The 13,175-nt window shown below is 71.5% G+C and carries 9 protein-coding genes; 7 read left to right on the forward strand and 2 right to left on the reverse strand.

From position 1 onward, the window contains the following. Positions 1 to 23: 23 nt before the first annotated feature. Positions 24 to 716 carry a DUF899 domain-containing protein gene (locus tag ACFVYN_RS02560; protein WP_389991372.1) on the reverse strand — a complete coding sequence of 231 codons (693 nt, stop codon included), beginning with the start codon at positions 714 to 716 and terminating at the stop codon, positions 24 to 26. 163 nt (positions 717 to 879) lie between these two features. Beyond that, entirely contained in the window at positions 880 to 1,464 is a 585-nt protein-coding gene (locus tag ACFVYN_RS02565) for a TerD family protein (RefSeq protein WP_389991375.1), read from the reverse strand. Positions 1,465 to 1,599: 135 nt separating this feature from the next. Here ACFVYN_RS02565 and ACFVYN_RS02570 point away from each other — a divergent pair, with 135 nt between their 5' ends. The 7 genes from ACFVYN_RS02570 to ACFVYN_RS02600 all read left to right on the forward strand — a co-directional run bounded on the left by ACFVYN_RS02570 (position 1,600) and on the right by ACFVYN_RS02600 (position 13,170). Beyond that, positions 1,600 to 2,820, forward strand: a complete 1,221-nt coding sequence (locus tag ACFVYN_RS02570; protein ID WP_389991378.1) for a hypothetical protein — start codon at positions 1,600 to 1,602, stop codon at positions 2,818 to 2,820. 48 nt (positions 2,821 to 2,868) lie between these two features. Then, the gene (locus ACFVYN_RS02575) at positions 2,869 to 3,633 is read left to right on the forward strand and encodes a TIGR03936 family radical SAM-associated protein (RefSeq protein WP_389991381.1); all 765 of its coding nucleotides are present in this window, start codon (positions 2,869 to 2,871) and stop codon (positions 3,631 to 3,633) included. Positions 3,634 to 3,895: 262 nt separating this feature from the next. Further along, a complete protein-coding gene (locus ACFVYN_RS02580) occupies positions 3,896 to 7,987 on the forward strand; it encodes an Rne/Rng family ribonuclease (RefSeq protein ID WP_389991384.1) in 4,092 nt (1,363 codons plus the stop codon). A 245-nt stretch (positions 7,988 to 8,232) separates the two neighbouring features. Next, positions 8,233 to 9,300 carry a glucose-1-phosphate thymidylyltransferase gene (locus ACFVYN_RS02585; protein ID WP_389991387.1) on the forward strand — a complete coding sequence of 356 codons (1,068 nt, stop codon included), beginning with the start codon at positions 8,233 to 8,235 and terminating at the stop codon, positions 9,298 to 9,300. Beyond that, complete coding sequence (gene rfbB / locus ACFVYN_RS02590) at positions 9,297 to 10,283, forward strand: dTDP-glucose 4,6-dehydratase (RefSeq protein WP_330266958.1); 987 nt, start codon at positions 9,297 to 9,299, stop codon at positions 10,281 to 10,283. Before ACFVYN_RS02585 ends, rfbB begins: the two co-directional genes overlap by 4 nt. After that, entirely contained in the window at positions 10,280 to 11,176 is an 897-nt protein-coding gene (gene rfbD / locus ACFVYN_RS02595; RefSeq protein ID WP_389991390.1) for a dTDP-4-dehydrorhamnose reductase, read from the forward strand. Before rfbB ends, rfbD begins: the two co-directional genes overlap by 4 nt. Then, a complete protein-coding gene (locus ACFVYN_RS02600; RefSeq protein ID WP_389991393.1) occupies positions 11,173 to 13,170 on the forward strand; it encodes a glycosyltransferase family 2 protein in 1,998 nt (665 codons plus the stop codon). The genes rfbD and ACFVYN_RS02600 overlap by 4 nt, the downstream gene beginning before the upstream one ends. Positions 13,171 to 13,175: the final 5 nt, after the last annotated feature.

Below are 13,175 nucleotides of genomic sequence, written 5' to 3' on the forward strand. Positions count from 1 at the left end.
GGGCCTCTGCTGTCCTGAGGGCCTCAGTGGGGGGAGTCCGGGCCGTAGAGCGCTGCGATGTCCTTCGATGTGGCCCAGCGGCTGTAGGTGGGGGACTGGGGCCAGCCCTCCGGGGAGTCCTGCCATTGCTCCTGGCGGCCGTAGGGGAGGAGGTCGATCAGGGCGAAGGTGTGGCCCAGTTGCTCGGTGCCGCGGCCGTTGGTGTGCCAGGTGCGGTAGACGGTGTCGCCGTCCCGCAGGAAGACGTTGACCGCGAATCCCCCGTCGGGCGGGGCGCCGACGTCGGTCCCGAAGGGGCTGTCCGCGGTCGAGTACCACGGCATCCTGTTGCCGACCCGCTCCTTGTAGGCGAGGGCTTCCCCGATCGGGCCCTGGGTGACGACGACGAACCGGGCGTCGTAGTTGTCCAGGAACTCCAGGCGGGTGTACTGCGAGGTGAAGCCGGTGCAGCCCGGGCACTGCCACTCCTGGCCCGCGAACCACATGTGGTGGTAGACGATCAGTTGCCGCTTGCCCTCGAAGACGTCCGCCAGCCGTACGGGGCCGCCCTCGCCCCGCAGTGTGTAGTCGGGCATCTCCACCATCGGCAGGCGGCGGCGCTCGGCCGCGATGGCGTCGAGTTCCCGCGTGGCGGCCTTCTCCCGGGCTCGCAGTTCCCCGAGCCGGTGCTCCCACGTCTCGGCGTCGACGACGGGAGGCAGTGCTGGTGCGGTCATGGGTTCCCTCACAGAGTGCGTACGCGACGTTCGCTTCTGCAGAGGCAGACTCCGTCGGGCTTCGGAACTCATCGGTCGGGAGAGGGGGAACGGGGGGCGAGGGGGAGGGCCGCTCTTGCTGTGGCCCCCGGCCCTCTCCCCCGGATCTTCGTGCCGGCGTCGGCTACTTGCTCGCGGCGAAGCGCATCAGGGCCAGTTCGTCGCCCTGCTTGATCTTGCCGGTGGTGTTGATGACTTCGAGCTTCCAGGTGGTGCCGACCCGGACCGCCTTGGCGACCGCGCAGCCGTTGTCCGTGGTGAGCATGCTGGGCCAGATGTCGGCGACCTGCTGGGAGCTGCCGCCGGTGGCGTCGTAGACCTTGAAGCTGATGTTGCGGGCCTTCTGGAATGCGCTGCCCTTCTTGTAGGCGGCGGCGACGAAGACGATCGACGTGATGTGCGGCGGGAGCTTCGCGAACTCGACGGTGACCGTCTCGTCGTCACCGTCCCCGTGGCCGGTCTGGTTGTCGCCGCTGTGGAGCAGGGAGCCGTTGCCGATGGGGTCGAGCGAGTCGAGGCCCGCCAGGCGTACCGGGTCGCCGTCGTGCATGGCGATGGCGATCAGGTCGAGATCGGTGCCGGTCTTGCGGCGGAGCTTTCCGATCACCCCGCCGCTGGCGCCCGCGGTGGGGTCCCAGGAGGCCCCTATGGACAGGTGGGTCACGCCGTCCAGGTCGGCGGGTCCGTCTTCCTTCGTGAGCGTAATCATGGGGACATAGTGCACGGGCTCTCACCGAGGTCCCCGAGCGGACCCGTCATGACGGCATGGTGGAGAATCCAGAACCGGCCCGGCACAGAGCCGCGGTACTGCATCCGGACGGGGAACTGAGGCGTCTACGTCGTTATGGACCTGGAGAAGCAGCCCGCGCCACAGGCGCCCCCGCCCCCGCCCGAGGGGTGTCTCACTGTCGCGATTCGCATCCCCGTACGCATCGTCGTGCTCGTGCTGGTCGTGCCCGTGCGGATCGTGTGGGACGCGCTCGTCGTCGTGGGGCGGTTCCTGCGGGACAGCGTGCTGCGGCCGTTGTGGCGGGCCCTGGTCGTGTGGCCCTGCGTGGCCCTGTGGCGATACGTCGTCGTGCCCCTCGCCAAAGCGGTCGGATGGCTCGGCAAGGTGCTCCTCGTCATCCCCCTGGTGTGGCTGTACCGGTCTGTGCTGACACCGGTCGGGCGCGGCGTCGCGTGGGTCGTGCGGGGCATCGGGGCAGGGCTGGGGTGGGTGTACGCGCGCGTGCTCACTCCGGTCGGGCAGGGCACGGTGTGGCTTCTCAAGGGCTTGGGCGCCGGGCTTGTCCGGCTTCTCACACTGGCCGGGCGCGGCGTCGCGTGGGTCGTACGGGGGATCGGGGCCGGCCTGGCGTGGGTGTACGCGCGCACGTTCACCCCGGTCGGGCACGGGATCCTGGCCGCGCTGGCGTGGGTGTACGCCCGAGTGTTCACTCCGGTCGGGCACGGGATCGTATGGCTCCTCAAGGGCGCCGGCACCCTGCTGGTCTGGATCTTCACGCCGGTCGGGCGTGCGATCGCCTGGTGTGCCAGAGGGCTCGCATGGCTGGTGAGCGCCGTCCTCAGCGGCATCGGTCTCGCCCTGTACTGGATCGCCCGCATCCTGCTCGTGCTGCCCGCGGTCGCCCTGTGGCGCTGGGTCCTCGCGCCCCTGGGAAGGGTTCTCGTCGTCGTCGGCCGGGAAGTCCGGGACGCGCTCGGGCACGCCTGGCGGATCGCCGGGCACGTCTCCCTCGCCGTCGGCCGGTTCCTCGCGGCCCTCTTCCGGTGGATCTTCGTCGAGCCGGTGCGCTGGGTGTACCGAGAGGTCCTGACCCCCGTCGGGCACGTGATCCGGGACGCCGTACTGCGCCCCGTCGCCGAGGCCGCGCGCAGTGTGGGCCGGATCACCCGGGCCACGCTCGCCTCCGCCCGGGAGTCCGTACGGCAGACCCGGGCCGACATCCGGCGCATGCTGTTCGGGGAACGGGGGCAACCGCAGGTGGTGTCCCCCCGGGAACCGACGGGCGCCGACACACGTACTCTAGGTAGCAGTACGACCGCACTCACGAAGGACTGAGCGACACTGGGCAAGCGACAGCCCGAAGGCCCGCCGCCCGCACCGGCGGTGCAGCGCATCCGACTGCGCTACACCAAGCGCGGCCGCCTCCGGTTCACCAGCCACCGTGACTTCCAGCGCGCCTTCGAGCGTGCGCTGCGCCGTGCCGAGGTGCCCATGGCGTACTCGGCGGGGTTCACGCCGCATCCGAAGGTGTCGTACGCCAATGCCGCACCCACCGGCACGGGCAGTGAGGCGGAGTACCTGGAGATCGCGCTCACGCAGGCGCGCGACCCGGAGAAGCTCCGGCTCCTCCTCGACGAGTCGCTGCCCGCCGGGCTCGACATCGTCGACGCGGTCGAGGCCCGGACCTCGGGACTCGCCGACCGGCTCACCGCTTCCGTGTGGGAGCTCAGGCTGGACGGCGTGGACCCGGCGGAGGCCGGGCGCGCGGTCGCCGCGTTCAACGCCGCCGAGGCGGTCGAGGTCCAGCGCACCACCAAGAACGGCCTTCGGACCTTCGACGCCCGCCCCGCGGTCGTGCGACTTGAAACGCACAGTGAATCTGCTGATAGGCCGACCGACCAGCCCTGTGCGATACTGCGGCTGGTTGTTCGGCACGTGACGCCTGCCGTTCGACCCGACGACGTCCTGTCCGGTCTCCGCGCCGTGGCCGACCTGGCGCCGCCGGTCGCCGCAGCGGTGACCAGGCTGGCGCAGGGGCTGCTCGATGAAGAGACCGGCACGGTGACCGACCCGCTCGCGCCCGACCGCGAGGCAGTCGAGGCCCACTCAACGGCCGAAGCGACTGCCGCCGCGAAGGCGCCGGCGTAGGGAAGGTCCCGCGAAGGACGGGCGTCGTAGCGCAGCCCTCGTACTCGGGAGCCACCTGGGTCGGGCAGCGCACCGACCACAAGACTTTCGCCAGGCCGTACCCAACAAGGGCGTACGGAACCGGCGAGACAGGACACAGAGAGCTCCCGTGCGGCGCCCGCGCCCCGGACGGCGGCACCGCGCAACGCGCGAGCCGCGGACGTCACCGGCATCCTCGCCGGACCAGGTGCGGCGCCCGGGAGCCTGACGGGAGACACCCCGCATGCTCGAGCCGACCGAACCCCTCGAGGGTTCCGAACAGAACACTCCCAGCGACACGCTGCCGCCGCGTCGCCGGCGCCGTGCCGCGTCCAGGCCGGCGGGACCGCCGGCCGCCGCCGCTCCGGGCGGCGAGGAGGTCGTCGCTCCGGCCGTACCGGTCGCTGAGGCGGAGGACCTCGTCACGGACGAGGAGGAGAAGCTCGACGAGACCGTCGAGAACACTGCGAACACCGAGAGCGCCGAGGCGCAGGAGCCCGGCGAGGCCGCCGCGCCCGCCGCGCGTCCGCGTCGCCGTGCGACCCGCCGGGCGTCCGCCCCTGCTGGGGCGACTGCGGCGCCCGAGGCCGCCGAGACGGTGGTGCCGGTGGTCGCCGCCGAGGCGCCCGCCGTCGAGGCAGAGACCGAGGCCGAGGACGCGGCTCCGCCCGCCGGGCGTGCCCGTCGGCGCGCGACCCGTCGGGTGTCCGCGCCCGCCGGTGCCTCCGCGGCCGGTGAGACCGAGGCCGCGGTGAGCGCCGAGACGCCTGCTGTCGCCGAGACCGCCGACGAGGCGCCCGCCGGGCGTACGCGTCGCCGTGCCTCGCGGCGTGCCGCCGCCCCCGCCGGTGCCCCTGAGGCCGCCGCGACCGTGGAGGCGGCACCTGCCGCCGCCGAGGTCACCGAGACCGTCGAGCCGGTGGCCGCCGAAGTGCCCGCCGAGAGCGCCGATGCCGAGGACGCGGGTCCGCGTCGTACCCGCCGCCGCGCCACGCGTCGCGTCTCCGCGCCCGCCGGTGCCCCGGAGGGCGAGGCCGTCGAGGCCGCGCCGTCCGAGCCGGCTGCCGAGGCCCGCGCCGTGCAGGAGCCCGCCGTCGAGGCCCCCGCTTCCGCTCCCGCCGCCGAGGAGGCCGCCCCGCGCCGTGGCCGTCGGCGGTCCGTCCGGCAGGCCGCCACCGGGTTCTCCGAGCCCCCGCGGCGCGCCGCCGCTGCCGGTGCCGAGGGCGAGGACGGTTCGCCGCGTCGGCCGGCCCGGCCCGCGGTCGCCGTGTTCCAGGCGCCGGTCTTCACCGAGCCGCAGTTCCAGACCCCGCAGCGGGCCGCTGCCGAGGCCGCCGCCGAGGCGGAGGTCGCGCAGAGCGAGCCGGCCGAGTCCGTCGAGCCGGTCGAGGAGATCACCGAGGAGCAGACCGGGTCGCGGCGCCGCCGCCGGCGCCGGGGTGCTGGTGACGAGCCCGAGGCGCAGGAGACGGTCGCCGAGACCGCCGCCGAGACCGTTGTCGAGACCGTCGTGGACGACGAAGAGGCGGACGACGCCGGCGAGGACTCCGTCGAGGAGGACGAGGCCGAGGAGAGCGGGTCGCGCAGGCGCCGCCGCCGCGGTGGCCGTCGCCGTCGCCGCGGGGAGTCCGCCGAGGCGTCCGGTGACGAGGACCCGGAGGACTTGGACGAACAGGACGCCGAGCAGACCGGACGGTCCGGGCGGTCCACGCAGGCCGTGCAGTCCGCGCCGGAGGACGACGACGCCGAGCAGGACGACGAGGACGACGAGGACGCCCGTTCGGACGAGTCCGGCGGCTCCAGCTCCAGCCGTCGCCGCCGTCGCCGCAGGCGTCGGGCCGGTGACTCCTCCGTCGACATCGAGCCCGCTGACAACGACCCCGAGCGGACCGTCGTCAAGGTGCGCGAGCCGCGCGCCAAGGCCGAGCCGTCCGACGAGGTGCAGTCCATCAAGGGCTCGACCCGTCTGGAGGCCAAGAAGCAGCGCCGCCGCGAGGGCCGTGAGCAAGGGCGCCGTCGCGTCCCGATCATCACCGAGGCCGAGTTCCTCGCTCGCCGCGAGGCCGTCGAGCGCGTGATGGTCGTCCGGCAGAGCGGTGAGCGCACCCAGATCGGCGTCCTCGAGGACGGTGTGCTCGTCGAGCACTACGTCAACAAGGAGCAGGCCACCTCGTACGTCGGCAACGTCTACCTGGGCAAGGTCCAGAACGTGCTGCCGTCGATGGAGGCCGCCTTCATCGACATCGGCAAGGGCCGCAACGCGGTGCTCTACGCCGGTGAGGTCAACTTCGAGGCGCTGGGCATGGCCAACGGGCCGCGCCGCATCGAGTCCGCGCTCAAGTCCGGCCAGCCGGTGCTCGTCCAGGTGACGAAGGACCCGATCGGGCACAAGGGCGCGCGTCTGACCAGCCAGGTCTCCCTCCCGGGCCGCTACCTCGTGTACGTCCCCGAGGGCTCCATGACCGGCATCAGCCGCAAGCTGCCAGACACCGAGCGCGCGCGTCTGAAGACCATCCTCAAGAAGATCGTCCCCGAGGACGCGGGCGTCATCGTGCGCACCGCCGCCGAGGGCGCGAGCGAGGACGAGCTGCGCCGCGACGTCGAGAGGCTCCAGGGGCAGTGGGAGGACATCCAGCGGAAGGCGAAGAGCGGCAACGCGCCGACGCTGCTCTACGGCGAGCCGGACATGACCGTCCGGGTCGTCCGCGACATCTTCAACGAGGACTTCTCCAAGGTCATCGTCAGCGGTGACGAGGGCTGGGAGACCATCCACGGATACGTCTCGCACGTCGCGCCCGACCTGGTCGACCGGCTGTCGAAGTGGACCTCCGAGGTCGACGTCTTCGCCACGTACCGGATCGACGAGCAGCTCGCCAAGGCCCTTGACCGCAAGGTCTGGCTGCCCAGCGGCGGTTCGCTGGTGATCGACCGGACCGAGGCGATGGTCGTCGTCGACGTCAACACCGGCAAGTTCACCGGCCAGGGCGGCAACCTGGAGGAGACGGTCACCAGGAACAACCTGGAGGCGGCCGAGGAGATCGTGCGTCAGCTCAGGCTGCGCGACCTCGGCGGCATCATCGTGATCGACTTCATCGACATGGTGCTGGAGCAGAACCGGGACCTGGTGCTGCGGCGTCTGCTGGAGTGCCTGGGCCGGGACCGGACCAAGCACCAGGTCGCCGAGGTCACTTCGCTGGGCCTGGTCCAGATGACCCGCAAGCGGGTCGGTCAGGGCCTGCTGGAGTCCTTCTCCGAGACCTGCGTCCACTGCAACGGCCGCGGTGTCATCGTGCACATGGAGACGCCGACCTCCGCCGGTGGCGGCGGCAAGCGCAAGAAGCGCGGGCGTGGCGGCGACGGCCAGGAGCACACGCACGAGGCCGGGGCCGTCCTGGAGGCGCCCGAGGAGGACCTCGAGGTCGAGACCGAGGCGGAGCTCGCCGCCGAGGTGGCCGAGCCGATCGTGCTCATCCCGGCCGAGTTCGCGCCCGACGAGGAGCTGTACAGCAGCGTCGCCGAGGCGGAGGCCGCGGCCACGCGTGGGCGTGGCCGTCGCAGGGCCGGCCGCCGGGCGTCCGCTCCTGCCGGTGCCCCGCGGGGTGCCGGGTCGAGGCGGTCGGGCGGTGCCGAGGCGCCGGCCGACCAGGAGAGCCCGGTCTTCGAGGACGTCGAGGTGCCGACCGCTCAGGACGTGCCGGCCGAGGCCGAGGCCGAGCGTCCCGTGCAGCCGGAGCCGGCCGCCGAGGTGCAGGCCGAGCCGGTCGCGGCGGAGGATCCGGTCGTCGAGGCCGCTCCCGTGAGTGAGCCCGCCGCCGACGAGGCCGCCCCCAAGGGCCGTACGCGTCGCCGGGCCACCCGCAGGGCGTCGGCGCCGGCCGGTTCCCCGACGGGTGCCGAGGCAGCCGTGGTGACGGTCGCCGAAACGGCGCCGGTGGTCGAGGAGGCCCCGGTGGCCGTGCAGCCGGAGCCCGAGGCGGTCGCCGAGAGCGCCGCCCCGGCCCGTCCGCGCCGCCGTGCCGTCCGCAAGGCGACCGCTCCCACCGCGTCCGAGGAGGCGGCCGTCGTGGTCGTGCCTTCGGCCGAGGCGCCGGTCGACGTGGACGTGGACGTCGAGGAGCCCGCCGAGGAGGCGGTTCCGGCCAAGAAGACGGCCCGCAAGACGGCGAAGAAGGCCACGGCGAAGAAGGCCGCGACCAAGAAGGCCGTTGCCAAGAAGACGGTCGCGAAGAAGACCGCCGCCAAGAAGACGACCGCGAAGAAGGCGACGTCGAAGAAGACGGTGGCGGCCGAGCAGCAGTCGCCGCGGTCCGTGTCGACCCCGGCGGAGGAGTCCTGACGGCGGACGAGTCCTGACGGCCGACGAGGCCTGACGGACGGTCACCGAATAGTTTCGGCCGTCTGAAGATCGAAATCCGCTCCCGGTTCGCCGGGGGCGGATTTCGTGATTCTGTGGCTATTGCGTCCGACGGAAAGTTGTCAACCGGTGATCAATCGTGTGAATGGCCGGTGAATCCCCGGCCTGGCCTCAGGGTTATGATGTGAGCCGAGATTGACACTTAATTTAGACAAATAGGGATTTTCGTGAAGGCTCTCGTGCTCTCCGGGGGAGCGGGCACCCGCCTCCGCCCGATCACCCACACCTCCGCCAAACAGTTGGTGCCGGTCGCCAACAAGCCGGTGCTGTTCTACGGCCTGGAGGCGATCGCCGAGGCCGGAATCAGCGAGGTCGGCATCGTCGTCGGCGACACCGCGGACGAGATCCGCGAGGCGGTCGGTGACGGCTCCCAGTTCGGGATCAAGGTCACCTACATTCCGCAGGAAGCGCCGCTGGGCCTCGCCCACGCCGTCCTCATCGCGCAGGAGTTCCTCGGTGACGAGGACTTCGTCATGTACCTCGGCGACAACTTCATCGTCGGTGGCATCACCGGTCTGGTGGACGAGTTCCGCGCCGAGCGGCCCGAGGCGCAGATCCTGCTGACCCGCGTCCCCAATCCCACCTCCTTCGGAGTCGCCGAACTCGACGGCAACGGCCGCGTGGTGGGCCTGGAGGAGAAGCCGAAGCAGCCCAAGAGCGACCTCGCCCTCGTCGGCGTCTACCTCTTCACCCCGGCCATACACGAGGCCGTCCGCTCCATCGAGCCCTCCTGGCGCGGCGAGCTGGAGATCACCCATGCCATCCAGTGGCTGATCGACCAGAAGCGCGACGTCCGCTCCACGACCATCTCCGGCTACTGGAAGGACACCGGCAACGTCACCGACATGCTGGAGGTCAACCGGTCCGTCCTGGAGACCGTCGAGCCGGTGAACGAGGGCACGGTCGACGAGACCAGCGAGATCATCGGCCGGGTCCGCGTCGAGGCGGGCGCCAGCGTCCGTGGCAGCCGGATCGTCGGCCCTGCCATCATCGGCGCCGGCACGGTCGTCAACGACGCCTACATCGGCCCGTTCACGTCCGTCTCCGAGGACTGCCGGATCGAGGACAGCGAAATCGAGTACTCCATCGTGCTGCGTGGCTCGTCCGTGACCGGCGTGCGCCGTGTGGAGGCCTCGCTCATCGGACGTGACGTGGAGGTCACGCCCGCGCCCCGTAACCCCAAGGCACACCGGCTCGTGCTCGGTGATCACAGCAAGGTGCAGATCTCTTCATGACCACTCGGATTCTGGTGACCGGCGGGGCCGGTTTCATCGGCTCGCACTACGTCCGTACCGTGCTCGGCCCCGAGGGCCCCGGTGACGTCTCGATCACCGTCCTCGACAAGCTGACCTACGCGGGCAACCCGGCCAACCTCGACGAGGTGCGCGAGCACCCGGGCTTCGCCTTCGTGCAGGGCGACATCTGCGACCCCGAGCTGGTCGGCAAGCTGATGGCCGAGCACGACCAGGTGGTGCACTTCGCCGCCGAGTCGCACGTCGACCGTTCCATCGACGGCGGCGCCGAGTTCGTGCGCACCAACGTGGTCGGCACCCACACCCTCATCGACGCGGCCCACCGCGCCGGCATCAAGACCTTCGTGCACATCTCCACCGACGAGGTCTACGGCTCGATCGACGAGGGTTCCTGGCCCGAGACGCACCCGCTGGAGCCCAACTCGCCGTACTCCTCGGCGAAGGCGTCCAGCGACCTGATCGCGCTGTCGTACCACCGCACCCACGGCCTGGACGTGCGCGTGACCCGTTGCTCCAACAACTACGGGCACCACCACTTCCCCGAGAAGGTCATCCCGCTCTTCGTGACCAACCTTCTCGACGGCAAGAAGGTCCCGCTGTACGGCGACGGCGGCAACGTCCGCGACTGGCTGCACATCGACGACCACGTCCAGGGCATCGAGCTGGTGCGCACCAAGGGCCGCGCCGGCGAGGTCTACAACATCGGCGGCGGCACCGAGCTCTCCAACAAGGAGCTCACCGGGCTGCTGCTCAAGGCGTGCGGCGCCGACTGGGAGACCAGCGTCGAGTACGTCGAGGACCGCAAGGGCCACGACCGCCGTTACTCCGTCGACTGCACGAAGATCCGCGAGGAGCTCGGCTACGAGCCCCGCAAGAGCTTCGAGCAGGGCCTCGCGGAGACCGTGCAGTGGTACCGCGACAACCGTGCCTGGTGGGAGCCGCTGAAGGAGCGGGCCGCGCTGTGACCGACAACCGCACCTGGCTGGTCACGGGCGCGGGCGGCATGCTGGGCCAGGACGTCCTGGCCCAGCTGGACCGGTCGGGGGAGCGGTTCGTCGCCCTCGACCGCAAGGCGCTGGACCTCACCGACGCCGACGCCGTGAGCGCGGCACTCGAAGAGCACCGGCCCGCCGTGGTCGTCAACTGCGCCGCCTGGACCGCCGTCGATGACGCCGAGACCCGTGAGGACGAGGCGCTCGCCATCAACGGCGACGGGCCCCGTCACCTCGCCGAGGCCTGCGCCCGCACCGGCGCCGTCCTGCTGCACGTCTCCACGGACTACGTCTTCGCCGGGGACGCCACCGAGCCGTACGCCGAGGACGCCCCCACCGCGCCCCGCAGCGCCTACGGCCGCACCAAGCTGGCCGGGGAGAAGGCGGTCCTGGCGACCGAGCGCGGCTACGTCGTGCGCACCGCCTGGCTCTACGGCAGCGGCGGCCCCAATTTCGTCCGCACGATGATCAAGCTGGAGGGCGTCAAGGACACCCTCGACGTCGTCGACGACCAGCGCGGCCAGCCCACCTGGAGCGCCGATCTCGCGGGTCTGCTGGTCGACTTGGGCCTCGGCGCCCTGGCCGGTACCGCCCCGGCCGGTGTCTACCACGGCACCAACTCCGGCGAGACCACCTGGCACGGCTTCACCCAGGAGATCTTCCGCCTGCTCGGCACCGATCCGGACCGGGTCCGCCCCACCACCAGCGAGGCCTTCGTGCGGCCCGCTCCCCGCCCCGCCTACAGCGTCCTCGGTCACGGCCGGTTCGCCGAGGCCGGCATCGAGCCGCTGCGCGACTGGCGCACGGCTCTCACCGAGGCCTTCCCGGAGATCCACCGGGTCCATCTGAAGGAGAACACGGCGTGACGGTCAAGGTCAGCGTCGTCATCGCGGTCTACAACCCCGGCAAATACGTCGAGGACTGCATCACGGGCCTGCTCCGGCAGAGCCTGACCCCGGACGAGTTCGAGGTCTTCTTCGTCAACGACGGCTCCACCGACGAGACCCCGGCCCGCCTGGACCAGCTCGCCGCCGAGCACCCGCACTTCCACGTCATCCACCAGGAGTCCTCCGGCTGGTCGGGCAGGCCCCGCAACACCGGCATCGACGCCGCCCGGGGCGAGTACGTCATGTTCGTCGACCACGACGACTGGCTCGGCGACGAGGCCCTGGAGCGGATGTACGACTACGGCAAGGCCAACGAGGCCGACGTCGTCGTAGGAAAGATGGCGGGCATCGGACGGCCGGTCCCGCAGGAGCTGTTCCGGGTCAACCGGCCGCGTGCCAGCGTGTCGAACGCGCCGCTGATCGACAGCCTCACCCCGCACAAGATGTTCCGCCGGGAGTTCCTCAACGAGCACGGGATCCGCTTCAAGGAGGGTCGCCGCCGGCTCGAGGACCACGTCTTCGTCGTGGAGACCTACCTGCGCGCGAAGAACGTCTCCGTCCTCGGCGACTACCTGTGCTACTACCACATCACCCGTGACGACGGCTCGAACGCCGGATTCCAGCGCTTCGACCCGGTCGGCTACTTCGGCAACCTGCGCGAGGCCCTCGACGTCGTCGAGTCGCTGACCGAGCCAGGCGCGCTGCGCGACAAGCTGTTCAGCCGCTGGCTGCGCAACGAGATGGTCGAGCGGCTGCGCGGCAAGCGCCTCCTCAAGCTGCCCGAGGACTACGCCGAGGAGCTCTACACCGAGATCCACAAGGTGGTCACCGAGCGCTTCGGACCCGGTGTCGTGGCCCGTCTCGGCCTCACCCAGAAGGTCGTCGCCGGGCTGGTCTTCGCCGACCGCTACCAGGACATCCGCACCCTCGCCGAGTGGGAGGCCGAGATCAGGCCGACCGGCGAACTCACCTCGCTGGAGTGGCGGGACGGCACCCTGAGCGTCGGCTTCGACTCCGAACTGCACATCGGCGACGAGCCGATGACCTTCCGTCAGGAGGGCGAGCGACGGCTGCTCGGCCTGCCGCTGTCCGACGAGGCCCTCAAGGCGCTCGACGACCAGGGCATCGCGCTGGACGCCCCGCTGGCCAAGAGCGACGTCGACCTCGTGGTCCGGCACCGCGAGGACGCCCGGCAGTTCTACCTCCCCGTCAAGAGCGAACTGCACGAGGTTCCGGCCAGGGACGGTGCCTTCCGGCAGCGGATCTCCGCCCGCGCCGAGCTCGACCCCGAGACCGCGGCCTCCGGTGCCCCGCTCGACAAGGGCATCTGGGACCTGCACCTCAGGATCAAGTCCTGCGGCTGGAGCAAGGAGACCCGGCTCGGCGCGGTGCGCGGCGAGGACGTCGAGGCCGGTCGCCTGGCCGCCCTCACGGGCGAGTCCCAGCGGCTCGTCCTGCCGTACTGGACCGACGGACCGGGCAACCTCTCGCTCGACGTCGACCAGCACACGAACAAGCTGGAGGGCGAGGCGGTCACGGTCATGCCGCCCGCCGACGCCACGGTCGAGGGTGCCGTCGTACGGCTGCCCCTGCCGCTGCACGTCGCCGCGAGTGGCGGGGACCCGGTCCAGCTCCGCTTCGAGCGCAAGAACGTCGGCAAGTACCCGGCCGACGCCACCCTGGACGGCCGTACGGTCACCGCCGAACTGCCGCTGGAGAAGCTCACCGGCATGCGCTGGGCGGTCCGGATCGGCGTGCCCTCCGCGGCCCGCGGTGAGCGCAAGTGGACCCGGCTCCCGGTGGACGTGGTGGTCGCCGCCGACGGCACCGCCACGGTGATCGACCGGCACACCCCGTCGGCCACGAAGCAGGCCGCTGCCGCCCCGAAGAAGAAGGCGGCCGCGCCGCGCCCGCTGTGGCGCCGTGCCGCCGGGCGCATCAAGCGCGCCCTGACCAACCAGAAGAAGGGCTGAGACCC

Source organism: Streptomyces sp. NPDC058307 (assembly GCF_042880295.1).
GTDB lineage: Bacteria > Actinomycetota > Actinomycetes > Streptomycetales > Streptomycetaceae > Streptomyces.

Excerpts from the sequence above, each read along its gene's own strand:
- ACFVYN_RS02560 (WP_389991372.1), bottom strand. The coding sequence starts at position 716 with ATGACCGCACCAGCACTGCCTCCCGTCGTCGACGCCGAGACGTGGGAG.
- ACFVYN_RS02565 (WP_389991375.1), bottom strand. The coding sequence starts at position 1,464 with ATGATTACGCTCACGAAGGAAGACGGACCCGCCGACCTGGACGGCGTG.
- ACFVYN_RS02570 (WP_389991378.1), top strand. The coding sequence starts at position 1,600 with ATGGACCTGGAGAAGCAGCCCGCGCCACAGGCGCCCCCGCCCCCGCCC.
- ACFVYN_RS02580 (WP_389991384.1), top strand. The coding sequence starts at position 3,896 with ATGCTCGAGCCGACCGAACCCCTCGAGGGTTCCGAACAGAACACTCCC.
- rfbB (WP_330266958.1), top strand. The coding sequence starts at position 9,297 with ATGACCACTCGGATTCTGGTGACCGGCGGGGCCGGTTTCATCGGCTCG.